At 63.1% G+C, this 26,425-nt stretch carries 20 protein-coding genes; 15 read left to right on the plus strand and 5 right to left on the minus strand.

The window, feature by feature from the left end; translation table 11 throughout:
* The first annotated feature begins 143 nt into the window (after nucleotides 1-143).
* The gene (locus V5E97_RS29530; RefSeq protein WP_406695148.1) at nucleotides 144-1,523 is read left to right on the plus strand and encodes a hypothetical protein; all 1,380 of its coding nucleotides are present in this window, start codon (nucleotides 144-146) and stop codon (nucleotides 1,521-1,523) included.
* Here the strand turns inward: V5E97_RS29530 and V5E97_RS29535 are convergent.
* Genes V5E97_RS29535 through V5E97_RS29545 form a run of 3 tightly spaced genes read right to left on the minus strand, consistent with a single transcriptional unit; the run spans nucleotide 1,434 to nucleotide 2,902 of the window.
* Nucleotides 1,434-1,886 carry a hypothetical protein gene (locus V5E97_RS29535; protein ID WP_406695149.1) on the minus strand — a complete coding sequence of 151 codons (453 nt, stop codon included), beginning with the start codon at nucleotides 1,884-1,886 and terminating at the stop codon, nucleotides 1,434-1,436. The genes V5E97_RS29530 and V5E97_RS29535 overlap by 90 nt on opposite strands.
* A gap of 35 nt (nucleotides 1,887-1,921) precedes the next feature.
* Nucleotides 1,922-2,365, minus strand: coding sequence for a hypothetical protein (locus tag V5E97_RS29540; protein WP_406695151.1), 444 nt, complete (start codon nucleotides 2,363-2,365; stop codon nucleotides 1,922-1,924).
* A gap of 3 nt (nucleotides 2,366-2,368) precedes the next feature.
* Nucleotides 2,369-2,902: a hypothetical protein gene (locus tag V5E97_RS29545; protein WP_406695152.1), complete on the minus strand. Its 534-nt coding sequence runs from the start codon at nucleotides 2,900-2,902 to the stop codon at nucleotides 2,369-2,371.
* A gap of 185 nt (nucleotides 2,903-3,087) precedes the next feature.
* Here V5E97_RS29545 and glpK point away from each other — a divergent pair, with 185 nt between their 5' ends.
* From glpK to V5E97_RS29560, 3 genes are all read left to right on the plus strand, one after another.
* Nucleotides 3,088-4,587, plus strand: a complete 1,500-nt coding sequence (gene glpK / locus V5E97_RS29550) for a glycerol kinase GlpK (protein WP_406695153.1) — start codon at nucleotides 3,088-3,090, stop codon at nucleotides 4,585-4,587.
* 520 nt (nucleotides 4,588-5,107) lie between these two features.
* The gene (locus V5E97_RS29555; protein ID WP_406701237.1) at nucleotides 5,108-6,349 is read left to right on the plus strand and encodes a PQQ-dependent sugar dehydrogenase; all 1,242 of its coding nucleotides are present in this window, start codon (nucleotides 5,108-5,110) and stop codon (nucleotides 6,347-6,349) included.
* Between the two features lie 395 nt (nucleotides 6,350-6,744).
* On the plus strand, nucleotides 6,745-7,335 hold the full coding sequence (locus tag V5E97_RS29560; RefSeq protein WP_406695154.1) for an ANTAR domain-containing response regulator: 591 nt from the start codon (nucleotides 6,745-6,747) through the stop codon (nucleotides 7,333-7,335).
* Nucleotides 7,336-7,388: 53 nt separating this feature from the next.
* On the opposite strand, the gene V5E97_RS29565 is transcribed toward V5E97_RS29560, so the two are convergent.
* Nucleotides 7,389-8,444 (minus strand): DoxX family membrane protein, encoded by a 1,056-nt coding sequence (locus tag V5E97_RS29565; RefSeq protein ID WP_406695155.1) that lies wholly within the window; start codon nucleotides 8,442-8,444, stop codon nucleotides 7,389-7,391.
* Nucleotides 8,445-9,214: 770 nt separating this feature from the next.
* Here V5E97_RS29565 and V5E97_RS29570 point away from each other — a divergent pair.
* Nucleotides 9,215-10,912, plus strand: a complete 1,698-nt coding sequence (locus V5E97_RS29570) for an SPFH domain-containing protein (RefSeq protein WP_406695156.1) — start codon at nucleotides 9,215-9,217, stop codon at nucleotides 10,910-10,912.
* Complete coding sequence (locus tag V5E97_RS29575) at nucleotides 10,909-12,597, plus strand: SPFH domain-containing protein (protein ID WP_406695157.1); 1,689 nt, start codon at nucleotides 10,909-10,911, stop codon at nucleotides 12,595-12,597. Before V5E97_RS29570 ends, V5E97_RS29575 begins: the two co-directional genes overlap by 4 nt.
* 118 nt (nucleotides 12,598-12,715) lie before the next feature.
* Here V5E97_RS29575 and V5E97_RS29580 read toward each other — a convergent pair whose 3' ends face one another.
* Nucleotides 12,716-13,516 carry a DUF4058 family protein gene (locus tag V5E97_RS29580; RefSeq protein WP_406695158.1) on the minus strand — a complete coding sequence of 267 codons (801 nt, stop codon included), beginning with the start codon at nucleotides 13,514-13,516 and terminating at the stop codon, nucleotides 12,716-12,718.
* Between the two features lie 180 nt (nucleotides 13,517-13,696).
* On the opposite strand from V5E97_RS29580, the gene V5E97_RS29585 reads away from it, so the two are divergent.
* From V5E97_RS29585 to V5E97_RS29625, 9 genes are all read left to right on the plus strand, one after another.
* Entirely contained in the window at nucleotides 13,697-15,268 is a 1,572-nt protein-coding gene (locus V5E97_RS29585; protein ID WP_406695159.1) for a UxaA family hydrolase, read from the plus strand.
* Complete coding sequence (locus tag V5E97_RS29590; protein WP_406695160.1) at nucleotides 15,244-17,412, plus strand: hypothetical protein; 2,169 nt, start codon at nucleotides 15,244-15,246, stop codon at nucleotides 17,410-17,412. Before V5E97_RS29585 ends, V5E97_RS29590 begins: the two co-directional genes overlap by 25 nt.
* Before the next feature lie 3 nt (nucleotides 17,413-17,415).
* The gene (locus tag V5E97_RS29595; RefSeq protein WP_406695161.1) at nucleotides 17,416-18,495 is read left to right on the plus strand and encodes an NAD-dependent epimerase/dehydratase family protein; all 1,080 of its coding nucleotides are present in this window, start codon (nucleotides 17,416-17,418) and stop codon (nucleotides 18,493-18,495) included.
* Nucleotides 18,496-18,817: 322 nt separating this feature from the next.
* The gene (locus V5E97_RS29600; RefSeq protein WP_406695162.1) at nucleotides 18,818-19,375 is read left to right on the plus strand and encodes an FHA domain-containing protein; all 558 of its coding nucleotides are present in this window, start codon (nucleotides 18,818-18,820) and stop codon (nucleotides 19,373-19,375) included.
* Nucleotides 19,351-19,779 carry an FHA domain-containing protein gene (locus V5E97_RS29605; RefSeq protein ID WP_406695163.1) on the plus strand — a complete coding sequence of 143 codons (429 nt, stop codon included), beginning with the start codon at nucleotides 19,351-19,353 and terminating at the stop codon, nucleotides 19,777-19,779. The genes V5E97_RS29600 and V5E97_RS29605 overlap by 25 nt, the downstream gene beginning before the upstream one ends.
* 524 nt (nucleotides 19,780-20,303) lie before the next feature.
* A complete protein-coding gene (locus V5E97_RS29610; RefSeq protein ID WP_406695164.1) occupies nucleotides 20,304-21,398 on the plus strand; it encodes a hypothetical protein in 1,095 nt (364 codons plus the stop codon).
* A 608-nt stretch (nucleotides 21,399-22,006) separates the two neighbouring features.
* Complete coding sequence (locus V5E97_RS29615; protein WP_406695165.1) at nucleotides 22,007-22,330, plus strand: hypothetical protein; 324 nt, start codon at nucleotides 22,007-22,009, stop codon at nucleotides 22,328-22,330.
* Nucleotides 22,331-22,526: 196 nt separating this feature from the next.
* Nucleotides 22,527-24,224 (plus strand): SUMF1/EgtB/PvdO family nonheme iron enzyme, encoded by a 1,698-nt coding sequence (locus V5E97_RS29620; RefSeq protein WP_406695166.1) that lies wholly within the window; start codon nucleotides 22,527-22,529, stop codon nucleotides 24,222-24,224.
* 285 nt (nucleotides 24,225-24,509) lie between these two features.
* On the plus strand, nucleotides 24,510-26,261 hold the full coding sequence (locus V5E97_RS29625; RefSeq protein WP_406695167.1) for a c-type cytochrome domain-containing protein: 1,752 nt from the start codon (nucleotides 24,510-24,512) through the stop codon (nucleotides 26,259-26,261).
* Nucleotides 26,262-26,425: the final 164 nt, after the last annotated feature.

Here is a 26,425-nt window from a genome sequence, read left to right on the forward strand (position 1 = left end):
AAACAACGGTGTGTGACCGGAAGTTCACCAGCCAGGTCCTGGGTTGACCAAACCTTCACTCTCGACCAGAATCCGCGGCCTCTCTTGAGGAAAAAAAAAGGGGCGTGTCGAGCCACAGAAACTTTTGGCTGGAGCCGGCAAGGATGTCCGATCGTCGCATCGCCTGGGGACTGATCATCGTGGCGATCGTGGTCCGCGTGGCCGCAGTCTTCGTGCTGCAGAGCCACATGGTCCCCCATAGTACTTACGAGCACGGTGAGATCGCCGAGAACTTGCTGGCGGGTCGAGGCTTCTCGGTGCGCTTCCTCGGGGCCGATGGGCCGACTTCGCAGCAAGCGCCCGTCTATCCCTGGATTGTGGCGGGGGCCTATGCGATCGGGGGCGTCGAGACACCCCGCTCGCTCCTGATTCTCGAGCTTGGGCAAGCAGCGCTCGGGGGGCTGTTGGTGGTCGCGGTCCTCGCTCTGGCCCGGGAAGTGGCCCCCGACCGTCCTTGGGTCGGTCGGCTGGCGGGTGCGATCGTGGCGTTCCATCCGACGCTCGTCTATTCCGCAACGCACGTTCAGGTCGCCCTACTCGCGGCCACTCTTGTGACGGCGGCTCTGGCCTTCGGTTATCGCACGGGGCGTACGGGACGCGATCGTGATGCGTTGGCCACCGGGGGGATTCTGGCCCTGCTCGGGCTGACCGATCCGATTCTGGCCCTGGTTGTCGCGGGAGTGGGGTGGGCCGTTGTCATGGGCCAGGGGATCCGCGGAGCGATTCGTCCGCTCGGGCTTGTTGGCCTTGCCTTTGCGATCGGAGTGGCCCCCTGGATCATGCGGAACGGCAAGGTCCACGGCGAGCTTGTTCTGATCAAAAGTACATTTGGCTATGCGTTCTGGCAGGGCAATTGCACGCTGAGCGAGGGGACCGACAAGGTCGTCCGCGCCTCGGTTGAGCGGGCCTTAAAGCCGATGCGTGGCGGGCTTCGAGGGGTCAACGACTCACTTTGGGCCGCCCGGCACGAGGCGGGCTATCTTGATGACGTGGCCTTGACCGCGGCCGACTACCGCGAGTTGGGGGCGGTTTCGGAACCGGAGCGGTCTCGGATCCTCTTTCGCAGGGCGCTGGTGGATCTCAAGGGGGAACCAGGGCGTTACGCGACGCTCTGTCTGCGTCGGCTTCGTTACTTCGTCTTCTTCGATGAGACGAACCCGAAGACGCGGAGCCTGATCTACCGGGCCAGTCACTTGAGCTTGACGGTGGCGGCGGCCCTGGGATTGTTGTTGGTCCCCAGCGACCTCCGGCGGAGGTTGGGGCCGACGGTCGTTGCGGCGGCCCTGATCGCCCTTTTTCACACGCTCACGATTGTCTCGGTGCGGTTTCACATCCCGATCGAGCCACTCCTGGGGCTCTGGGCCGCGGCCCTGGTTTCGCGGTGGGAGTCACCCTCAACGATGCCCGTTGACGACCTCGAACGACTCGGGGTCGAACGCGGGCGGCTTGCCGGTCGAAGCAGTCTCCTTCACCCGGTCACTTGAGCTGGACAGGCCGGGGGCGAGGCTGGTGGCGCAGCCCACGGCGGTTGTGCCGACCAGGAAGGCGGCTCCCCAGACAACTTCTTGCGAGTTGTCCGGCGCGGTGAGTGAAGTCAGCCAGGCGCAGACGAACGTTCCGAGCGGGACGAGGACGCCGATCGAGATGCAGGCGACCGTGCGCGGCCACGTGGATTCGCGAGGTGGAACGTAGAAACCCATCTCGATCGCCTTCATCCGCTCTGCATGATCCCACTCCTGCCGCCGCCGCAGGCCGCGAGTGAACCAGGTCACTGTGGCCAGGAGCGACGCCAGGATCAGTCCGACGACCATGAGGCCCACCCAGAATTCGATCGGGCTGAGATGCATGATACGGCTCCTCCCCGGAACGCTCGATTGCACGATTAACCGCGACTGCCGACCACGTCGAAGGCATCCTCATCGATATTTTCCGGCTTGTGGGATCGGTAGTCTTCGATGTGTGGGCCGGCCCACGATCGCTCGAGTTGACGATAAGCGAGCGCTGCGCCACTGACGACCCCTCCCAGCCCAACCACCCCGGCGGAAATCCAGAGGGGAATCTGAGCGGTATTTCCCTCGCGGGTCGCCGCCAAGGCGCAGAGGAAGACGCCCACCGGAACGCCCACGCCGAAAGCCAGGCTAATGCGGGCGGGGCCCCAGAACGGTTCATCCTTCGGCAGAGTCCGCCCGAGCTCCAGCGCCTTCATGCGCTCCGCATGCTCGAGTTCACGCTCGAGCCGAGCGTGCTTCAAGCCGAGGATCACTGGGACGAGGATGATCGGAATGGCCATGCCAACGATCGGAATGACTGCAGTGCTTATGTTCATGATTCAGGTTCTCGTTTCGGAAGGATGACCGTTCGACCCACGCTGACTCACGACGTCGAACTCGTCGGGATCGGCAGTGGACTTGAGAACCACGCCGCGTTGGCGAGTTGGCTCGGGGAAGGACGATAAGGACGGCTGACGGAGGAGGAGGATCGTACCGCAAATCAGGGTCGTCATCCCGAGAAGGCTCGCGGCGCTCCAGATCGGGGTCGAGAGGTCGGGGCGGGATACGCTTGCCAGCCAGGCGACTCCCAGCAAACTGACTGGCATGAACATGCCAGCGGTCAAGGTGCCGCGCCCGATCGACGACGAGGAGGAGAAGGAGGGCGGGCTCCAGCCAAGTTCCAGGGCCTTCATCCGTTCCGCCGCGGCTTGCTTGCCTCGGTGCCAGGCGTAGAGGAGGCCAAACAGAAACGCCAGGAACGCGAGATTTTGCGTGTGGTTGGGGTGACCATTGTTCCACGAAGACGATGAGATCGAGACGAGAACGGTTCCGCCAGCGATCAGGATCGGTACGACGAGAGCAATGTCTTTCATCGGCAACTCCTGGCGTGGGCGACTTGGATTCTGGAAAAATTCGGCCGTTGACTGTGCGGAAGCGAGTGGCCCTGACGGCTGCACACGCACCCCCTCGCGATCGGTGGGGGGCGATGTTATTTTATGTCATTCCCGACCACGAACCACGATCCTTTCCCTCGGACACCGGCCCAGAGGATTTACCGATGGCACGCGACCACGTGTTGGCGATCGACCAGGGGACGACCAGCACCCGAGCCGTTGTCTACGACAACCGTCTGCGGACCGTCGGCCAAGCGCAGGCTGAAGTCTCGCCAATCTATCCGAGGTCGGGTTGGGTCGAGCATCATGCGGAAGCCATTGTTGGATCGGTCGGTCCCCTTGTGACTCAGGCGCTTGCCGAAGCGGGCATTGGCGCGGATCGGATCGCGGCCATCGGTCTGACCAACCAACGTGAGACGACCGCGATCTGGGATCGTCGGACCGGCCTCGCGATCGCTCCGGCCCTGGTCTGGCAGGATCGCCGGACTGCCGATTTTTGCGAGAAACACCGCGATCGAGGAGCCTGGATCAGCGAACGAACCGGTTTGGTGCTGGACCCTTACTTCTCGGCCACCAAGATTGCCTGGCTGCTCGAGAACGTTCCCAATGCCAGGCGCCGGGCCGAGGCGGGCGAGTTGGCGGCGGGGACTGTCGACAGCCTCTTGATCTGGCATCTCACCGGGGGCCGTAAGCACGTCACGGATGTCACCAACGCTTCACGCACGCTTCTGATGGACCTGCGGACTCTTCGCTGGGCCGATGACCTCTGCGACTTCTTCGCCGTCCCGCGCGGAATATTGCCCGAAATCCTCCCGAGCTCCGGCGAGTTCGGGCAAACCTTGGGCCTGGACTACCTGCCTGATGGCCTGCCGATTCTGGGAGTCGCGGGGGACCAGCAAGCCTCGCTCGTTGGGCAAGGGTGTTTGCAAGAGGGGCAGGCAAAGTGCACCTACGGGACGGGAGCCTTCCTGCTCGTTCACACGGGGTCGAATGTGGTCCCTTCGACGCGCGGGCTGATCACAACCTTGGCTGCGACCCTGGGCGATGGCCCGCCGCAGTATGCGGTGGAAGGAAGCGTGTTCGTTGCGGGGGCGGCCGTGCAGTGGTTTCGCGATGGCCTGAAGGCTGTGGGCGCGGCCCCCGAGATCGATGAGCTCAGCTTGCACGCCGACCCGCACTCAGGCGTTCTCTTCATTCCTGCCCTGACCGGCTTGGGGGCTCCGCATTGGGATCCTGACGCGCGGGGCACACTCTTCGGCCTGACCCGGGCCACTTCGCTCGCCGACCTCGCCCGCGCGACTCTGGAAGGAGTCGCCTACCAGATCACCGACCTGATCGACGCGATGAACGCCGACCTGCCCACTCCCCTCACCGACCTGCGGGTCGACGGTGGCATGGCCCGCTCCGATCCCTTTCTCCAGTTCCAGTCCGACCTCCTCGGCCTACCGCTACGACGAAGCCCCCAGCCCGAATCGACCGCGATGGGCGCTGCCTTGCTGGCCGGCCTGGCCGCCGGCCTCTGGACCGACGCCTCGACGGCCGTCGACCATCTCCAGGCCGGGGGGCGGACGTTCTACCCCGGTAAGGACGCCGCCTGGCGAGACGCGGCTTCGCAACGCTGGCAGCATGCGATCAATACCGTCAAGAATCATTATCAAGGCTGAACGCGGATTCTCCTTTTGACCTGACGCATGGGCGTTTCGTATTCCTTGCCTTGGGACTGCGGACGCCCTGCCCGCTTTCCTGGTTGAACGGGTCCGTGTCTCCCGGGACCGCGGGCCCCCGCCCGCATTCTTGTTGGACCAGGAAGGCTGTGTCCCAGAACTCCGAAAAAATCGCTCTTTTAAGTCTCGGAGCTTCTCGCGGGCGCACTTTCGGGATCGGAGCACTCCCCTATCGACGTTCCCCGAGCCTTTGATGGCTCGGTGTTCGTCGTTGGCACGAACTCCTTGCCCGTCATCGAGCCATTCGGAGACATCGCCAAACGGTAGCATCTCCCCCTGGCCGTTTGACCGCCGTTACAATGCCCTTCGAGAAAAAAAATAGGACGGGAACCTACCGGAACCGGACTTCGGGAACGCCCATTTGCCGAGCGCTTGAGATGACGCTCCTGCCCGCCTGGAATTCCTTCCCATTCGGCCCGTCCTGCCGAATCCACTCATCATGAGGGCTGATTTCGTGAGAATGCCTTTCTCGACCTTTTTCGCGGTTCTGGGCGTGATCGCCCCGGCGATCGCGGTGGCGGACGATGTCAAGTCGTTGCCCCAACTCACCACCGAGGTGGCCTTCCCGAACTTGAAGTTCGATCTGCCGGTCGCCATGGACCACCCGAACGATGGAAGTAACTTGCTGTTCGTGATTGAACAACACCAGGGCAAGGTTTGGTCGTTCCCCAACGACAAGGAAACGAGCCAAAAGCAACTGTTTCTCCAGCTTGCTGCTCCAATGAGCAAGGAAAATGAAGAAGGGCTGCTGGGCCTGGCATTCCACCCGAAATACAAGGAGAACGGCCAGTTCTTCATCTATTATTCGGCCAACGACAGCGCAACGGGCGGACCGAATCGGCGGTCGGTCGTCTCCCGGTTCCAGGTCTCCAAGAGCGATCCGCGGACGGCCGACCCGAAGAGCGAGGAACGGATCTGGATCGGCCCCGATGATCCGTTCGGCAACCACAATGGAGGCTGCATCGCGTTTGGTCCCGATGGCTTCCTCTACATCACCCTCGGTGACAGCGGCTCAGCCGACGATCCCTTGCGAACCGGCCAGAACCCCAAAGACCACTTCGGTTCGATTTTGCGAATCGACGTCGACAATCCGTCCGGCGGCAAGGCGTATGGAATCCCGAGCGACAACCCGGCGCGTCGCGATCCGAAGTTTGCCCACTGGGCCCCCGAGGTCTACTGCATCGGCCTACGGAATGTCTGGAAGTTTTCGTTCGATCGCGAGACCGGCAAGCTCTGGGCCGGCGATGTCGGCCAGAACCTCTATGAGATGGTCCATATCATCAAGAATGGCGGCAATTACGGCTGGAGCATCAAGGAAGCCTTTCACCCGTTCATGCCCCAGCGCAGGATCAAGGCGGACCCCGCGAGTCCGATTTCGCCGCCGATCGTGGAATACCCCCACAAGCCGACCGCCGAACGCCCCGACGACGGCAAAAGCATCACGGGCGGCTATGTTTATCGAGGCAAGGCCCTCAATGACCTGGTCGGGGTCTATGTTTACGGCGACTACGACACCGGTCGGATCTGGGGCGTTCGCGAGAAAGACGGTAAGGCCGTCGCCAGCGCCGAGTTGATTGACAGGAAAGTCGAGAAGAAGAAACTCGCCATCGCCGCCTTTGGCGAGGATCCGCAGGGCGAGTTGTACATTCTCGCCTTTGGCGACCAGATTCACCGGCTCGTGCCGAGAAAAGCGGGCCTCTGAGAGAACCGTTCTCCACCAACGAAGGGACTGTGGCCGACCCCTGAAGGATAAAAGGATGGGGAATTCAAGTCGGTTGCAGTCCCTTTTTCGATGGTCTGGGTGTTCCGGACGACGATCAACAAAGGCTTTGCCGGAGGACTGTCCGAATCGATGGAGGCTCGGATTTCTCCGTGACTCGAGAGAACCTCAACGCGATCACTTCGCCAAATCTCTCGCCGGTTTGATCGTTGCCTCGTAGGATTCTGTGGGCCGGCAGAATCGGTTCCATCCCGAAGGCGGATCGGATTAGGATTAGGATCAAGGGACCGCTCGACGGACCATGGCGGCCAGATCGCCGCAGGTGATGTCTCGGGTCAGGGCGGCGAGATTCTCGTCACTTTACCGCAAGGGAAGCCATGAACCATTCGTTACGTATTGCCGTGGCTGATGACGAGCCCGACATGCAGGAATACTTCCGCACGATCCTGCCCCGATTGGGACACGAGGTGATCGTCGTGTCGGGAACGGGCCAGGATCTGGTCGAGCAATGCCGGGTCGCAAAGCCCGACCTGGTCATTACCGACATCAAGATGCCCGACATGGACGGTATCGAAGCGGCGGCTCAGATTTACAAGAATTCCGCGGTCCCGGTGATCCTCGTCTCTGCCCATCACGACCCGGCCACGATTCGACGCGCGGAGGCGGACTTTGTCATGGCGTTCCTTGTGAAGCCGATCAAGCAGGCCGACCTGGAACCGGCCATCGCCATTGCCACTCACCGCTTCGATCAATTTCAGTCCCTACGAAAGGAGACTGCGGACCTGAAACAGGCCCTTGAGGATCGCAAGACGATCGAGAAGGCCAAGGGCATCCTCATGAAGAAGGCGCATCTGGACGAGCACGAGGCCTTCCGCCGGCTCCAGAAACTCGCCAGTGACAAGAACAAGAAGTTGATCGAGATCGCCCGGATCATCCTCACGGCGGAAGAGGCTTACGGAAGCCTCTGAGTCCGCCGTCCTTCAAGCCCAGGGCCACCCGGCGGAAAACTGCGATAGGTCGATCACGGGGTAGGCGGCGCCGGGGGGGCTTCGCTCACGCGCAATGGCCCGTGCCTCAATCCGCCGATCCACAAGTCGCGATCCCGGGGCGTCCAGACCAGGAGGAAGGCGAGGGCGCCATAGAACGGCATGTGGCCGATCAGCTCCTCCCAGTTGAAGACTGTGAGTGACAGGTTCAGCGGGAATAGCGCCACCAGGATGATCGTCCGGGGGAACACGCCCGCGAGGATCATCAGCCCGGCCAGCACTTCCACCGACCCCGCGCAGATGGCGAACAACTCATCGCTCATGCCGATCCCCAACTTGGGCATGAAGTTGATGAAGGGGTACTGCTCGAGGAAGGCCTCGGCCAGGGGGAGGTTGGCGAGCTTTTCCGTGAATCCGACGACGAGCAAGCTCGCGCCGATGCCGACTCGCAGCACGGTCGGTGCGATGGCGACGAGTTGCGCACCTGGCTCAAAGCGAGGAAAAAGGAGCCGGTCGACTGCGACGGGGCCGCGGCCGGCAAGGAAGAAGAAGCCGGCATATCCCAGGATGTGCAGGCTCTCCAACATCGGTTCCAATCCGAAGAGAACCGCCCCCACGCCCCAGAGTGCCGCCAGGATGACAGCCGCCAGTCGAGTCATCCCGCCATAGAAGAGGCAGAGGGCGACGATCGTCTCGGCCAACCCGACGAAGTGCGCCCAGCCCGGGGCCATCGTGTTATTGGGCGTGAACAGACGTCCGATCACGCCGTAGACCAGGAGCGGAACGGCCAGATGCAACCCGAGGATCGCCGGCGCCAGGCCGTAGAAGGCCATCCGCCGCTCATCCTGAGCGCCGAACGCCTCCGGACCGGGAATCAAGTCGCGTCCGCCCCGCAGACGCCAGAGCAGGCAGGCCACTCCGAAGATTGCCAACACCCCGGCCGTGAAACCCAGGGGGACGGGCCGAAGAAAGAGGTCCCACCGCAGGGGCATTCGTGGGCCCTGGAAGAACCATTTCTCGTGCGCGTGCGCCTGGGGAGCCCAGCCAATGGCAATGAACAGGGTAATCCCCAGGGTTCGACCGATCTTCATGGTACTCACGGGGCAGATGCGCGGGGGGCCGCCCGCCTCCTCTGTGGAATCAATGATCGCCCGGAATACCACGAACTGACTTCGTCCGGGAGTCCGGGGGATGGATGGCCCCAGAATGCACCAATGAGGGAAGATATGCAAGTGGAATCACTCGAGGGGAAAGTGAGGTGAATACTTCATTCTTGACACTATTTTGAGTGAAAAAATTGAAAAGTGAAGATTTGTTGGTAAAGCCACTCGGAATGATTCGCGGCCACGTCCCGGGTGGCTCAGGGCTCCGATGTATGCAAATGCCGTCGAATTCGACACTCATGAAACAATAGATGCGAAATTGCGAAATGCGTGAATGGTTGATGTGTTTGTCGGGAGGACCAGTCTGGTCTTCATTGAAGTTGGCCCACCGCGCGGCTTGCTTCCAGACACCCGCCTTGAACTCAAGTGCCCGCCGAACGGTTTCGGGGCAACTCCCTGAATGATAGCGCACAATGTGGCAGGTTGGGCTGATCGGGGTTTGTCGTTCTGTTGTGCGGAATGCGCGGATGGCGGGACGAGTGAATATTAAGCTGTCGGGGGCGAAGATCTTGGTGAGTTAGTGAGGCGGTCTGACGCAAACTGATCGTGATGCAGTGATTCCGTAAAAGAGGGCATCCGTCGACACGCTGGATGACGCCATTCGTTTAACGACGAGATTCAGGCCGCCCCAACCGCGATGATCCGGCTCTTTCGAGCCGGTTTTATCCTGATCGAAAGCCGAACCAAGGAGTTGCGCGATGAATGGGATCGAGGAGCGGGACGACGGTGCCCGGGGTCCGGGCCGGCGGGGTCCGGCGCGGCAGGGTCCGGGCCCGGCGGCGCCTCGGCCTGGCATTCCATCTTGGGGCTTGGCCGCCATTGGCCTGCTCTGCCTTGTTCTGGGGGCGATCGTTCTCGCTTACAAAGCCTGCAAGATCGAAGTGGATACCGGGGAGCAGGCGGTTCTGATCCGCCGCGTCGGGCTCGATCTCGAGCGGGATATGGAGTTGGCACCCCCCAGGAAAGACGGCAAGACATATTATAAGGGCGTGCAGACCGAAGGCCCCAATAGCGGCGTCCTCCTTGAGGGCCGCTACTTCTACAACCCGTATTACTGGTCATGGGAGTTGATGCCGCAGTTCGTCGTTCCCGGCGACAAGATCGGCATCCGGGTCGCCCTCAGTGGCGATGACCTTCCCGAGGGGCAGATTCTCGCCGAGCCGGGACAGAAGGGGATCCTCCGCGAGGTCCTCAAGCCGGGGCGATATCCCTACAACCCCTACGCGGAGACGATCGAGCTGCACGACCTGGTGACCGTGCCCGCGGGGTTCCGGGGTGTCGTCACGCTCCTGTCCGGAACCCTGCCGAAGAATCCGAACGTCTTCCTCGTCGAGGAGAACGAGCGGGGTGTGCAGGCGAAGACACTCGAGCCCGGCACCTATCCGCTCAACCCGTACGAGACGCTCGTCAACCTGGTCGATTGCCGGTCGAAGCGATTCAACCTGGCGCAGGATACCGTGATGGACTTTCTCTCGGCCGATGGTTTCCCGATTACGCTGGATGGCGTCGTCGAGTTCCATGTTCGACCCGAGCAGGTGGCCGAGGTCTTCGTTAAATATAATGAAGACAAGAACGGTGATGCGATCGACGAGGAGATCATCACCAAGATTATCACCCCCGAGAGCCGTTCGCTCTGCCGGATCGGCGGCTCGAAGCTCTCCGGCGGCCAGTTCATCAGCGGTGAGGAGCGAGAGAAGTTTCAGCGCGACATGGTGGAGAGCCTCACCGAGAATTGCAAGAAGCAGGGGATCGAGATCCTCGCGGTGGCAATCACCTCGATCAAGCCTCCCGAGGAGATCGCCGAGCCGGTCCGGCTCCGCGAGGTCGCCAAGCAGCAGCTCGCGCAATTCCAGCAGGAAAAGATTCAGCAACTCTCCGAGGCGCAACTGCGGGTCCAGCAGGTCCTCGCCGAGCAGAAGAAGAAGCTGGTTGAGGCCGAGCAAGGGGTGGTCGAGAAGACGACCCGGGCCGAGCAGGACCAACAAGTGGCCGTGACCCTGGCCGGGCAAAAGCTCAAGGTCGCCGAGACGCAACTCGAGGCCGCCAAGGATCAGGCGTCGGCGATTACTGCCAAGGCGCAAGCCGAGGCCGATGTGATCCGGTTCAAGAATAAGGCCGAGCTCGCCGGCCTGTCCGCCCGGGTGGCGGCCTTCGAAGGCGACGGCGGGGCTCTCGCCCGTAACATCCTGATCGGCAAGCTGGCACCCTCGTTCCAGACGATCCTGTCGAATTCCGAAGGACCGCTGATGGATCTCTTCAGCCAGTTCACCCGCAACCCCGAACCCGCCCCTCGATCGTCGCCGCTCGCAGACCGGGCCGGCACGACCGAAGGTCACCCACGCGCGGGGACGGAACTGCCTCAACCCCCATTCGCCGCTGAGGAGGCCCAGCCATGAATCCTCGCGCATACCAGGTACCGGCGAAGTGGCTCGCGGCCGTCGCCCTGATCTTCCTCGTCGGTTACCTCGGCATCTGGCAATGGACGATCTGCCGGGTCGAGGTCCCCCCGGGCTCAAGCCTACTGCTTCGTTACAAGGGCCCTTGGCCGTTCGGTAACATGGAACAGGTCCCTGAAGGGACGCTTGTGCAAATCGATTCGGGCGGCCGCCCGCTCAAGGTTGGCGTCCTCGAGTCGATGCCCGGTCCGGGCCGGCATTTCTACTCGCCGTTAGAGTATGAGCAGAAGCTTGTACCAGACCTGATCATCCCGCCGGGCAAGCTCGGCGTCGTCCTTGCGAAGTTCGGCAAACCCCTGCCCGCGGGCACCTACCTGACCGATGCCCTGGGATATCGCGGCATCCGCCGCCGCGTTCTCACGCCGGGCCGATACCGGATGAACGAATACGCGTACGACGTCAAATTGATCGCCGTCGATGAGTGCGTTGAGCCGAATACACGGGTCAAACGCAGGGAGGGCGATCCCACACTGATCCCACCGGGGTACGTGGGCGTGGTCACGAACAAGATCGCCGACCCGCGGATCAAGCAGGCGCAGGGGATCCAGAAAGAGGTGCTCCAGCCCGGCATCTACTTCCTCAACCCGGTCGAGAAGCGGATCGACATCATCAGCGTCGGCTACGCCGAGACGTCCTTGACGGTCGAAGCCGCGGATTCGACCACCGAGATCGCGACCCCCAACGTCGTGGATCGCCGAGGCAAGCTGGCGATCAAGGAACAGCTCTATGCCCTGGGCAAGGGGATCGAGTTTCCCTCCAACGATGGCTTTCTGATCCACCTCGACTTCACGGCGATCTGGGGGATTACCCCCGAGCAGGCGCCTGAAGTCGTCCGCCAGTTCGGCATGCATGGCGACGTCGAACAGAAAGTGATCCTCCCCCAGATCGGCTCAATCTGCCGGCTCCATGGGTCGAAGCGGGGCGCCGTGGACTTGTTGGTCGGCGACACACGCGAGGCCTTCCAGAACGAGACGTCAGGGGAACTGGAGCGCGTGCTGGCTTCGAAAGGGATCTCGCTCCTGTTCGGTCTGACCCGGCACATCTACGTCCCCGCCCAGGTCCGCGAGCCGATCCAGCGGGCGAAGATCGCCGATGAGCTGACCCGAACCCGCGACCAGGAGCAGCTCACCGCCAAGACGGAGGCCGACCTGACCGAGGCCAAGGCGAAGGTCATGCTCGAAGAGAGGCGCACCATGGCCTTGACCACAAAACTCGTGGCGGAGGTCGAGGCCGAGGGGGAAAAGCAGGCCAAGGAGATCGAGGCGACCACAGAGAAGCTGATTGCCGAGACCGACGCCAAGACCGCCGGCTTCGCGGCCCAGACGACCACCACCCTCGGCCAGGCGGCCGCCAGGTCGGTCGAACTCGTCCGCGAAGCCGAGGCCGACCGCTTCCGTCAGTACGTCAAGGCACTGGGCAGCCCTGACGCTTACAACCGCTACGTCTTCGCCGAAGGCCTGTCCGATAATCTCCGCCTCGGCGTTTTCTACGCCGGCCCCGGGACCTTCTGGACCGACCTCAAGGGCTTCGAGCAAACCCTGCTCGGCAAGCTCGCCTCCGAGTCCTCTCCTCAGAAAACCCCCGATCGGCCCAAGATCTCGCCCATGACCGGGCCGAGCCGGTAATCGCCCCACGTCACCTGGGCCACGGAGGGAGCATGGACCCTGTTCCATGCTCCCCTCGAAAAGTCCAGCATCGAGCCCCTCCGTTCTTCAACCGTCGACCTCTTGAACGACGGGAAGGTCAGGTCGGTCGCAGTCCCTTCTCCTTCAGCAGCCGGTCGGCCCAAGCGGCCCGCTCAGAATTGAGCAGAGGGACCGGGTCGGTCCTGTAATCGATGGCCATGTCGTACGCAGCGCGATCGTAAACGTGTTCCAGTACCGCTTGGAGATCGAGCCTGACCTCGGGATCTTCGGGCCGAAGCGGGATCGGAACCGAGGGTAATCGCTGGGAGAGGTCGATCTGCCACAGGAGCCCGCGGGGACGACGTGCGGTCTCTGAAACATGGACCAGGTAGTCACACGGCGGCACACTCTCGCGAATGAAAAGCGGGACACCACCGCGTAGGAGATCGATCTCAACCCAGTGGCTGGGTGAGTTCATGACCTCGCGACGCTTTTGCTCGAAGCTCGTCCTCCCTCGAGAGCCGGCCACCTTGTTCGTCGGACTGAGGATCTCGATCACCGTCACGACAAGATGTTGCTCGCGATCGATGATTTCCAATCTCGCCTCATGAATCTCCTCCTCAATCAAGGTGGTGACGACAATCGGTTCCGCCACATCAAGGGCGAGACCGCGCGTGGGGGGAATTGCTGATCCCTCCTGGCCGGGTCGACCTGCGATTCGAAGATCGGGAACGATCACGGTGCGGCCAGGATCGTTCTCATCGGAAATATAGACACGTTCTTCGACGCGAACGTGATATTTCGGCCGGAGCTGCCGATTCAACGTCGCCTGGATTTCGGAGATCAGGCCGTGATGCACGTCGGGCCAGAGTCCAGGCTCTTCGAGATAAGGGTCCATGCCCGGAAATGGCGATGGCATTGCGAGAGGCTCCCGAGCGAGGCGAGGAGGCCGTTGTGTGAGAAGTTGTCTTTCCCAATGGATTCTATCTGGTCATGACGCCCCTGGGCATACTGGCTTCCCAAAGCCGGCGCAAGCCACTAGACTGGCCGGAAGCGACGCTCTCGCACCAACAATCGAAGAATCTGGGGTCCACCCATAATGGCGACGGCAGCCGAAGAGCAGCGGGCGGTCATCCTCCGGGGCGAGGACAACGTGGCGGTGGCCGCCCGGCCGATCCCCAAGGGCTACGTTATCGCGGTCGGCGGCCGGGAGGTCGAGGTCCGCGAACCGATCGCGTTGGGTCATAAGGTGGCGCTTTCGGCGATCGAGCCCGGTCAGCCGGTCCGAAAGTACGGGCAAATTATCGGGTTCGCCTCGAAGCCGATCGCCGCCGGGGCCTGGATCCACGTGCACAACGTCACGGCCGAACTCTTCGAACGCGACTACGCTTATGCCTCGGAGCAGGCGCCTCCGCTGCCCTTGATGGAGCCCCGGACGTTTCAAGGGTTCCTCCGGCCCGATGGGCGGGTGGGAACACGGAACTATCTCGCCGTGATCAGCACGGTGAACTGCTCGGCGAGCACCTCACGCTACATTGCCGAACGGTTCCGGGGCGACGACTGGCGGAAGGATTATCCCAACGTCGACGGCGTCTTCGCGGTGACCCACAAGGGAGGGTGCGCCATTCCGTTTGGCGGCCCTGACCACAACACGCTCGAACGGGTCCTTGCCGGATTCGCGAACCATCCCAACGTGGCCGCTTATGTGATCGTCGGCCTCGGGTGCGAGGTCAGCTATGCGCAGCACCTGGTCGAGACGCAGGATCTGGTCACCCTGGGCGGGGTCAGGAAGAGCGGTCGGCAAGTCGAGCCGGTTCGGCCTCGGGTCCTGAATATCCAGGAGCAAGGGGGGATCAACAAGACGGTCGAGGCCGCGGTCGCGGCGGTCCACCAGTTGCTCCCCGAGGCAAACGAATGGGTGCGGACCAAACAGCCCGCTTCCAAGATCAGCCTGGCGATGGAGTGCGGCGGGTCGGACGGCAACTCAGGGGTCACGGCCAACCCCGCGCTGGGGGTTGCGGCCGACCTGATCGTTGCCCAAGGAGGAACCGCGATCCTCGGAGAAACGCCCGAGATCTATGGGGCGGAGCACTTGCTCACCCGCCGCGCCGTGAGTCGCGAGGTGGGCGAGAAGCTGGTCGCGCGGATCAGGTGGTGGGAGGATTACACGCGTCTCTTCGGAGCGGAGATCAACAACAACCCCTCGCCTGGCAATAAGGCGGGAGGGCTGACGACGATTTACGAGAAGTCGCTGGGTGCCCTGGCCAAGGCCGGGTCGACCCCCATGGTCGATGTCGTCGAGTATGCCGAACGCGTGGACACCCCCGGACTCGTCTTCATGGACACGCCCGGCTACGACCCGCCTTGCACGACCGGCCTGGTCGCCGGTGGCGCCAACGTCTTGGTGTTCACGACCGGGCGAGGGAGTGTGCTGGGCCTGAAACCGACGCCGTGCATCAAGGTGGCGACGAACACGCCGATCTTCGACCGGATGATCGACGACATGGACCTCAACGCGGGGACGATTCTCGAAGGGGAGTCGGTCGAGAGCGTCGGCCGGCGGCTCTTTGAGATGATCCTCGACTCCGCGAGCGGGGCGAAGACGAAAAGCGAACAACAAGGCGTCGGCGAGGAGGAGTTCGCCCCTTGGCACATCGGGCCGACCCTCTGAAATCCGTGCGCAGCTCCGGCATCGTCGCGGCGGTTCTCGCTCTCGCTTTTCTCGAAGCGGCCTGGCTTGGCTGGTTCCTGGTCGAGCCGTTGCCAAACGCGGGAAACGTCGGCGGGACGGTGCGCCGCTGGATGTTCCTGGCGCGTGCCTTGCCCCAGGTGGTGCCGGGCGTTCGCTTCGACCAATCCTATCTCGGCCTGGCCCTCCAGGAACTCGGCCATCTCGAGAACCTGCCCCAACGGGTGCCGATCGCGCTTGCCGCCGCGCTCATTGCCGGGGGAGCCCTGGCCCTGGGCCGGGGTCTGCTCCGCGGCCTTCGGCTCCATCACGTGCTCCAACCGATCGAACGGCTTCCGCTCGCTTACGGCTTGGGGACGACGGGACTCGGCCTGATCACGCTCATCCTGGGTCGACTCGGAGCGCTTGCCCCATGGTCGGTTCGGGGCGGGCTCGGCGTCTTGATCGCGGTCGAGCTGGCCCTCACTTTCCGTGATTCTCGACGGCCCCCGGAGGGGGGCGATGCGGAAGAGCTTGCCATAAGGTCGCTCCGCTCGGCGAACTCGCAATCAGCCGGGCTGCCCGCTCTGATGGGACTCAGCCTCGTCACGATCGGTCCGTTCCTGTTGATGATGGCGCTAGGGGCGATGTTGCCGACGATCGATTTCGACGCGATCGAGTATCACCTGCAAGGTCCCAAGGAATATTTTCAAGCGGGCCGAATCACGTTCTTGCCTCACAACGTCTACACGAGCATGCCGTTCAGCGTGGAGATGCTCCACCTGCTGGGCATGGAAGTGCTGGGCGATTGGTGGCAAGGCGCCTTGGTCGGGCAACTGCTGATCGCGGCCTATGCCCCGGCCGCGGCGGTCATGATCGCCCTGACGGCCGGGCGGCTGGCGTCGACTCGTGCCGCGGTCGTGGCCGCGATCGTCTATCTGACGACCCCCTGGATCTATCGGCTCGGCGTCCTTCCCTACGTGGAGGGCCCGCTCTGCTACTATCACGCCGCGCTCATCTGGTCGATTGCTCGCGTTTGGCCCGTCGCCGACCCGAGAATCCGGGCCGCCTTCTGGGGCGTGATCGGCGGGCTCGCAGGGGGAGCAATGGCCTGCAAGTACCCGGGCCTGATCTCGGCGGTCTTGCCGTTGGGAGCTCTCGCCCTGGTGGAGACCATCCGGCGCAGGTCCTGGCGGATCGTCGTCGGCTTCGTGCTGGGCTGGGCGATCGTGATGACGCCTTGGCTCGCCAAGAACCTGATCGACACGGGCAACCCGGTTTACCCCCTGGCCAACCGTGTCTTCGGCGGCCGGTACTGGGATCAGGCCCGCGAGGCGAAATGGACGAATGCGCATGGACCCAAGGAGATCCAGGTCGTTGCGCTCTGGGATTCGATCGTGGACGTGGCCGGCCGCTCCGACTGGCAGTCTCCACTCTATGTGGCGTTGGCACCCCTGGCGCTTCTGCGTCGGGGGTCGCGACGGGCTTCTCTGATGCTTTGGGGCTATGCTTTCTATCTGTTCGCGACGTGGTGGCTCCTGACACACCGGCTCGATCGCTTCTGGCTCCCTCTGCTCGCTCCGCTGGCTGTTCTGGCCGGCCTTGGCGCGGATTGGATTCGAAATCGAGCCTGGTCGGCGCTCCTGGGCTTACTCCTCTTCGTCGCGATCGTCACGAACATGGCTTACTCGTCAACGGCCTTGACCGGCTTCAACGAGTGGACCGGCGACTTGATGGTTCTCCGCCGGTCGATCCCGGAGATGCTCAACCCGCCGCTGGCCCGGCTCGACGCCGAACTGCCGGCGGACGCGAAGGCCCTGTTGGTCGGACAGGCGGCCGTCTTCCATTTCCGGCACCCGATCGTCTACAACACGGTCTTTGATCACGAGACGATCGAGACCCTGACTCGAGGCCGGACCCCCGACGAGATCGCTTTGACCCTCAAGGAGCATGGCATCACTCACGTCTATGTCGACTGGTTTGAGATCGAGCGGTATCGATCGCCGGGCAATTATGGGTTCACGTCCTACGTCACGCCCGAGCTCTTTGCCGGGCTGGTCGCCGCGGGGGTGCTCGACGAGCCCGAGCCGATGGGCAGTCGACAGCAACTCTTCAAGGTTCGGGTCCGAAAACCGCGAGGGGGTTGACGCATGGACGCATTGACGATCGTGACCGGTGGCGCGGGCTTTATCGGCAGCCACCTGGTGGAACGGTTGGTGAGCCTGGGCCAGCGAGTCCGCGTGGTCGAACGGCCCGGAGCCGACGCCGCGCATCTGCCCGCGGGCGTGGAGCTGGTCCGGGCCGACATCCGCGATCCGGAGGCCATCTCCCAGGCCATGCGAGGCGGCCGTTGGGTCTATCACCTGGCGGCGAACCCCAACCTCTGGGTTCGTGATCGCGCTGAGTTTGGCGCGGTGAATCACCAAGGGACGATCCATGTCCTCGATGCCGCGCTGGCGGCCGGGGCCGAACGCGTGCTGCACACGAGCACCGAAAGCATCCTGACCTGCGCCCGGGCGACCGGCCCGATCGGTGAGGAGGTTGAGGTTCAGCTTTCGGACGCCGTCGGTCCCTACTGCCGGTCGAAACTTCTGGCCGAGAATGAAGCGATGGCCCGCGCCCGAGCGGGGAAGCCGGTCGTCATCGCCAACCCGACGATGCCCGTGGGGCCGGGCGACCGAGGCCTCTCCCCCCCGACTCGCCTGATCCGCGACTTTTGCCGGCGGAAGCTCCCCGCACGGATGGATTGCACGTTGAATTTGATCGACGTCCGCGACGTGGCCGAGGGGCTCATTCTCACGATGGAACGAGGCGAACCGGGCCGGCGGTATCTGCTCGGGGGTGAGAACCTGACCTTGGTGGGCCTGCTTGGCATCCTGTCCGAGCAGACGGGTGTTCCTGTGCCGCGGTGGCGGGTCCCCTACCCTCTCGGGCTGGCTGTGGCCCACTTCAGTGAATTCTGGGCCGACCACGTCTCGGGGCGGACCCCCAAGGCGACTGTCACCGGAGTCAAATTAACTCAGCGCACCATGCACTTCGACGCCTCGCGAAGTCTTGCCGCACTGGGTTTGAAGCCACGACCGGTCCGGGAGTCGCTGGCCGACTCGGTGGCCTGGCTCCGCCAGGTCGGCCAGATCGAGGGAGGGTCGAGCGACACGTCGAGAGCGTCGACCTCCTCGAGCAATCAACATCTCGCCCAGGCGCGGTCGACCGAGGACGCTCTGAGCTGAGGTCGACCAGCCCTCCGGTGGACCGCGATTGCCGTCGCTCAGACGCAACGCCTTATCCCCTCTCATTGTTCCTTGGGAGAATCATTGATTGGGGGCAGGCACGCCGATTGTGAATTGGCTGGCGAGATTCACTGCATGAAGCGAGCCGATCGGGTATCTTTGAAAAGAGGGAAAACCAGCATCCCTGGAATCTCTTGCGTTTTCTAACTTTTTCGTCCTGGCGTCGTTGGCCGGCCCCACTATAATGAAGCATATTTGTGGAACGGCCTTACGGGCGATAAAATCCTAGCGTTGCCAATGGCTTCGGTCTCAGGACTCGAACATGCCCGCACGCCTGGTGGCTCTCGATGAAGGAAGTGACATCCCACTCGACCGGACGATGGTCGTTGTGGGTCGTCACCCCCAGTGTGATGCGCGCCTCGATTCTCTGCGCATCTCCCGACACCATTGCTGCATGACCCAGGACAATGGTGATGTGGTGGTGCGCGACCTGGGAAGCACCAACGGTATTCGGATTAACGGTCAGCGGGTTGAGCTGGGGAGGCTTCGTCCGGGCGACGAGCTCTCGATCGCTCACATCCGCTATCGTTTTGACGGCGGTCAGGCGCATGATCTGACCTTGGTGGATGGCAACAGTGTGGCCGACGTTTCCAACGAGCACAGCTCGCTCTCTCCGCTGGCTTCGTCCTCCCAAGCTCCGCCGGAAGAGCTGCCGTTCGCGGGAATGAGTCCCGAGGAGAACCCGCTGGCGCGTGCGGTACGTGGGCTGCTGCCGGCCGGAGTGGCTGACCGTTGCCGAATTCAAGTGATCGTTCAGATGCGTGATGATTCGGTCGCGGCGGAGAAACTCGACGCATGTCGTCCCAACTCGTCCCCATGAATAACCCGGGGACTTTTCCGACGATCCCCCTCCAGCGCCCCATCCTGCTGATCGGCCGGCATCACGAGTGCGACGTTCGGCTCGATTTGCCCAAGATTTCGCGGCGGCATTGCTGCGTTGCACTTGCCTATGACCGGGTGATGATCCGCGACCTGGGCAGCCGAAATGGTCTCCGTGTGAACGGGCGACTCATCGACGAAGCTCAGCTCCATCCGGGCGACGAGGTGGCCATCGGGCCCATTCTCTATCGCGTGGAGAATCTGATTTCTCAGCCACAGGTTCCAAACTCGGCACTTCCTTCCCCTCCTCCTCCGGTTGCAAAACCTGCAAAACCCCCCAGCCTCCCTTCACTGCCGACTCAGGCGAACGACCCCGATAGCGACTTGGTTCCCATCGATTTCTAAATGGACGACGATCGGGCCGGGCGATCGGTGATTTTCGAGCGTGAGCGTGAAACCAGACCCAGCGGGAAGGCTTCGCCAAACCCGTTGTGGCGTCGTAATCGGTTCACGCTCGACTTGCGGTGAGAATCGAATCTCTCCCGTCGGGTGGGCACGGCCCACTATCTTAACCTTCCCTTTGGCAAGGAGATAGGGATAGTGGGCCGTGCCCACCCGACGGGAATAGTTAGGTCGACGATGATGCCATGGCCGATCGCGTTGACGAAGGGAAAACGAGTTCGGCGCCGCTTTGCTAACTCATGCGATGACAGGTTGTTCGGAGGTGGAAAATCCCTCTGTCCGCACCTCGAGCGTGAAGATTCATTAAGTCGCGCCGGATTGGCTTCATTTTTTCATGTAGAGCTTAGGTGAGACGTGCTAAGTTCCCTATGATCGCTGAAAAATTCGTGGCTGAATGCGCTTCTTTGTTCGACCAACTCGTCACGTTCAGGGGTGAGCGAAAAAAGGCGCCCCTGAAGGAGGTTTCGATGCACCGACGGTTTCGGTTGGCCCTCGCCCTGACGGTCGTCATGGCCGCTTCGGCTGGGCAGGCTCATGCTCAGTATTACGGTGGTTACGGAGGATATGGCTGGGGAGGCTGGGGAGGCGAAACCGCCCAAGGGAGTATTGCCCGCGGGCTTGGCTTCTATAACATCGGCGCTGGTATCTACAACAAGGATACCGCTGTTGCCAACTCGATCAACGCCGATACCATCATGCGATGGAATCAGTACGTCTGGTTGGGGCAGCAGGAGGCGAACAAACGCGAGTACCTCCGCAGGGCACGTCGGGAGCAACGCGACAGTAAGTCGGGCGATGCGATTTACAAGCGACTTCTCGAGTCTCCGAGTGCATCGGACATCAGCAGCGGTGACGCGCTGAACGTGATTCTCGAGCAGATTACCGACCCTCGCATCCACAGCTCAGCGCTCCGCCTTGCCAACCAGTCGCTCGAGAGCGACGTCATCAACAACATTCCCTTCCAGAACGCTTCGGAAGGGATCACGCTCAGTCTCAATCAACTGACCGCCCAGGAAGGCTGGCCCTTGGCCCTTCAGGGGGACACTTTCGCCGAGGAACGTGCCGCCTACCAGGAGGCGATTGCTGACGCCTTGAAGGAAGACGAGGAGGGGGAGATCTCGCCGGCCACCCTGGCCAAAGTTCGCGCCGCGGCGTCGCGGGTCCGTGTGAAGTTCGAGGCCAACCGCCCCAAGGATCCCAAGGCGTTGGTCGATGGCGAGAACTATGTGAAGGCCCTCTCCGGCATGGCTCGGATGCTTGAGAATCCGCAGACTGAGCAGGTGCTATCGAAACTCAAAGAGGTCAAGAAGACCACCCTGGGCAACCTGCTCGGCTTCATGCACACATACAACCTGCGGTTCGGTCCCGCCAAGACCCCCGAGCAACGCGCCGTTTACCAGGGACTCTATCCCTTGATGGCGACCCAGCGTGACACGCTCTTGAAGGATGTCAAGCTCGACCAGGGTGAACTGGCCGCGGCGAAAAACCGGCCGACCGACTTCTTCTCGGGCATGCACCTGGATTACCTGGATCCCAAGCCGAAACAAGATGAGAAGAAGTGACTCTCTTTAGGGACGTCCCTCTCCACTGAGGCGAACCGAACCCTCTTGTGCAAAACGACAGGCCTCGCCCCGGACATGAGTTCCAGGGCGAGGCCTGTCTTGTTTTCAACGATCCGCGACAGAGCGGAAGAACCGATGGTTCTTGCGGTTTCCGCCACGGGTTGTTTGCAGTAGCACGGCCGGCCCGGCCGTAATTCCCTCGGAATCGGCGCGGGTCTGAGGAATCGACCTGGGCCGAGGGGGATACGGCCGGGCCGGCCGTACTACTGATTCGACACCGGACTGGAAATCCAGCGAGATTCTCGCCCAGCCGCGGATCGTTGTTTCTTTTTCCTCCGACCTGATCTGAGCCGGTTCTCCTCTCCAACCACGTCCTGAACCGGCCACTTCCGCATTCCGGGTCCGAGGAGAGCGAATCCAGACCGAGATCAATCGTGAGATGTTGTTGTGTTTATGAATTCCGGGGCACTCGTCAAATAATCGCGAGCTCCGAGGAAGATCCCGTCGCCTGCCGCGTTCTCCTCGACGTGGCGCTCAACGATTCGTCACAGGTCTCGGGAGCGGTCCTGAGACCCTGCCGTGATTCCAACACGAAAATGAGGGATTCGATGAAAACGACGGTCCGAATGCTGCTCCTGGTGGGCCTGGTTCTGGTGGGTTTCGAGGCGTCGTCGGCCCAAGCCCAATGCGAACGCGGCTCCGGTTTCGGCCGAAGCTCCGGGTACGGCAATGGCTACGGCCAGGGATACGGGAGTGGCGGATACCGCCGCGGTTATTCCTACGGCAGCAGCTATTATGGTGGGGGGCGTTATGGCCGCCCGTCGGGCTACTCGTCCTATGGCGGCTATTCCCCTGGTCGAGGCGCCTACTATGGCAGCAGTTACTACGGCCGGGGGTCCGGCTATTCGACCTACGGTGGCTACTCGCGCTGAGTGACTTTCGGAGTCGGCCGCGACCCGTCGCGGGAGTGACGCGGCGGGTGCGTCCGTTCCCTTCTCAGGGGCTGGATGATTCATGTATCATGGCCCTCGATATGATTCCGTCGGTTCGGCCCGGATTGCATTGCCCCACGCCGGCGCGCGTTGCTCGGTCGCCCGGCGTGCCTCCGTTCCTTCGAGGGCGATCCCAATGAGTCTGCGCATGGTTCACTTCGGGTTGATCGTGGGGACGCTGGTCGCGGCCGTCGGGATCGGTCGGCGGGGATTTGCCGATGAACCTCCCCAGAAGGTCGCGTTGCTGGTCGGCGTCAACGAGTACAGGAGCCGCAAATTCGCCGAGAGGCCGCTCAGCTTCGCCGAGCGTGACGTGAAGGATCTTGCCGCGGAGCTGAAGCGGCAAGGCTTTGAGGTCCATCTGCTCACCGGGTCGGACGCGACCAAGTCGAAGATCGATGAGGCGTTGAAGGTCGTGCTCAAGGGCCGGGCGGCGACGGACCTGGTCTTCCTCGGCTTCTCCGGGCACGGCGTGCAGATGCCATTGCTCGACGGCCAGGGGAAGCTCGTCAAGGATGCGCGCGGGGCCGATCGGAACGACGCGTTCTTCTGCCCGGTCGACGCCGTCCTTGGCGACGGGTCTACCATGATCAGTTTCAACAGCCTGTTCGACCGGCTCGACACGCAAGGGGGGATCAACCTCGTGCTGGTCGACGCCTGCCGGAGCACGCCGCCCGACCCGGACAAGGGGGCGGCGCGGGCACTCTCGGGCGATGAGCTGATCGGGCGGATCCCCCGCAACTCGGTGATCTTCTTCAGTTGCGCGGCCGGCCAGGAAGCGCTCGAGACCGCCAAGGCCGGCGGTGGCCACGGCGTGTTCTTCTACCACGTCATCGAAGCCCTCCGCGGCGGCCGGGCCGCCGCACCGGATTCGACCGAGGTCTCGTGGGACGACCTGGTCCGCTTCGTCCGCGCCGAGGTCAACCTCCGCGCCCGCGAATGGCTCCCTGACCGCGCCGCGCGGGCCGATCTCCGCACCCCGGGCAAGCTCCAGACGCCCCACATCCTGAGTAACCTCGTGGATAACCCGGTCCTCGCACGGATCACGCGGAACTCGCCCGCGCCCCGAGGGTTTGCGGAATCCATCGGTATCAAGCTGAAATTGATCCCGGCCGGTACGTTCCAGATGGGGTCATCGAAGGAGGAAGATAAGGACGCTGAGATCAATGAGCTGCCGCGTCATGAGGTGCGAATCAGTCACGCGTTCTACCTGGGTGCGACGGAAGTGACCCAGGGCCAGTATCGTGCGATCACCGGGGAGAGTCCGAGTAAGTTCGAGGGATCGGACGACCTGCCTGTAGAACAGGTGAGTTGGTTCGATGCCGTTCGATTTTGCAATGCGCTGAGTGTGAAGGAGGGTCTGCCTGCGTTCTACCGGATCGTGGATCAGACGGTGAGCGTATCGGACTGGAGGGGGCCGGGGTATCGCCTTCCGACGGAGGCGGAGTGGGAGTACGCTTGCCGCGGCAGAAACCCGGCTCGCTACAGCTTTGGTGACGATGCGGCCGATCTGGGCGAATACGCTTGGCATCTCGATAACTCGGGGGGTAAGACTCATCCCGTGGGCCAGAAGCGTGGGAATGCGTTTGGTCTGCATGACATGCACGGCAACGTATGGGAGTGGTGCTGGGACGTGTATGATGCTGAGTATTACCGTCAGTCGCCGGGCACCGACCCATCTGGTCCCCTCCAGGTCCGCTTCCGGGTGAACCGTGGCGGGGGCTGGTTCAACAGCCCGCACGTCGCGCGGTCAGCGCACCGGAACTGGGGCTCGCCGGTCATTTGGGGCTTTGTCATGGGGTTCCGGGTGGCCCGAGTCCAGTCTGGTGGTTGAGTCGGGCCGAAGCGAAGGGCGGAGCGGGCCAAGGATGATGGAAACGCCCGTTTGCCGCGGAGCGGCGCCGGTGAGGAGACCAAACGATCAGTCACAGGATCTCCTGACGTTTCCGGGTGGCCGCGGTGGCTTGCAGCCACCCACCCAAAACCCAAGAGATTGGCGAGAAACCAAGTCCGGGTGCTTGGTGAAGAAGAAACGATCCGTTCCCACGTTATCCTCGGTACGACGGGCCGGGCGGCCCTCCGATCAGAGATTCCCATCGCGGCGAGGTGCGAGGCGACTATGAAGACTTGGCGGATCGGAATCGTGGGCGGCCTTCTCTCCGTGCTGACGGGTGCGGCGGGTGAGGAAAAGGCGGAGGAAAAGACGGGCGAGCTCGCCCGGCAGGCGCGAGGGGTGCTCCAGAGGAACTGCCTCCGGTGCCACGATGGTGAGGGCTCGGCGGGGGGTGACTTCGATCTTCTCGACCGGGAAAATCTCGTCGAGAAGAAGGTCCTCACACCCGGGAACGTGGGGGCGTCGCGACTCCTCCAGAAGATTGTCCAGGGGAAGATGCCGCCGTCGGGCGAGACCCCCCGGCCCGGCGTGGACGAGGTGGGCGTGCTCTGGAACTGGATCGCGGCCGGCGCGCCGGCGTTCCCCAAGGACGATGCGAATCGGCCGTTCACGCCGCTGGCGACCGTGCTGGCCGCTGCGCGGGCCGACCTCGCCAGCGCCCGGGACGAGGACCGGCCCAACCTGCGGTACTTCACGCTCCACAACGTCGCGAACGACCGGGGCGTTTCCGAGTCCGACCTCAACGTCGCCCGCGCCGCGCTGGCGAAGGCGCTCAACAGCCTGAGCCGGGAACCCCGGCTCGTCCTGCCCCGGGCGGTCGATGCGGCCCGGACCGTGTACGCCGTCGACATCGCCAGGCTCGGCTGGAATCGCGGCCTCCTCTGGCTGAATGTCGAGCGAGCTTATCCTTATGGGGTGCACCATCCCGATACGAGGCAAGTTGAGGACGAGCTGAGCGAGCGGACCCAGGCCGACCTGCCGGTGATCCGGGCCGACTGGTTCATCGCCACGGCCCTGCGCCCGCCGCTCTATCACGTGTTGCTCCGACTCCCGGAACAACTGGCCGACCTCGAGCGCGAGCTTGGCGTCGATCCCGTCGCGCGGTTCCTCAACCCGAGCCCCGAGACGATCGCGCGGGCCGGCTTCGCCCGAAGCGGCGTCTCGGGCCAGAACCGGCTGGTCGAGCGCTACGACACTCGCGACCGCTCCTATTACTGGCCGAGCTACGACTTCAAGCCGGGCAACGGCCGGGCCTCGCTGACTCGGTTCCCGCTCGGCCCGTTGAACCTCTTTCCCGCCGGCCGGCACCCGTTCGCCGAGCAGGCGTTCGTGCACGACGGCGGCGAGATCATCTTCGGTCTGCCCAACGGGCTGCAAGCCTATTTGCTCGTCAACACCGAGGGGAAGCGAATCGACGTCGGCCCGATCGACGTGGTCAACGACGCCTTGCGGACCTCCGGCACCTCCGAGATCGTGACGGGCGTCTCGTGCATGGCCTGCCACAAGCACGGCATGATCGACTTCGAAGACACGATCCGCGCCAACAACGCGGTCTTCGGCAAACCGCTCGAGCAGCTCGATCGGCTCTACCCCGCGAAGGCCCGGATGGACGAGTTCCTCAAGGAAGACACGGACCGCTTCCTGGCCGCTCTCGAAAAGACGATCGGCCCGTTCCTCCGCGAAGGTCCCGAGAAAGCCCGGCCGATCCGTGACTTCCCCGAGCCCGTCGCCGAAGTGGCGCGGCCCTACCGGCTCGGCTACCTCGACCTGGCCGCCGTCGCCCGCGAGCTCGACCTGGACGATCCGGCCCGGCTCGAAGCCGAGGTTGGCCGCACGGGCTTGAAGCGGCTCGGCCTCGACCTCCTGCTCGATGACGGCGTCGTCAGCCGCAACGACTGGGAAGCGCGGCTCCAGGGCCTCTCCCTCATGCAGCAACTCGCCCGCCAGTTGCGGCTCCCACCGCTCATCCCGCGCTGAGTGTCTCGATCACTGCGAGAGCCTTGTGAGAATGTGTCTTGTAGGGTGGGCACGGCCCACCAGGCTTTTTGAGAAGCAACGACCCGATCCAGGGCGAGGCAGTCTCTCGCTCCTCGTTCCCACGGGGGACCGTGGGAACGAGGGTGAAAAGGGCGTTTTGTAGG

It is taken from the genome of Singulisphaera photorubra, from assembly GCF_045290345.1.
In the GTDB taxonomy this organism is placed as follows: Bacteria; Planctomycetota; Planctomycetia; order Isosphaerales; family Isosphaeraceae; genus Singulisphaera.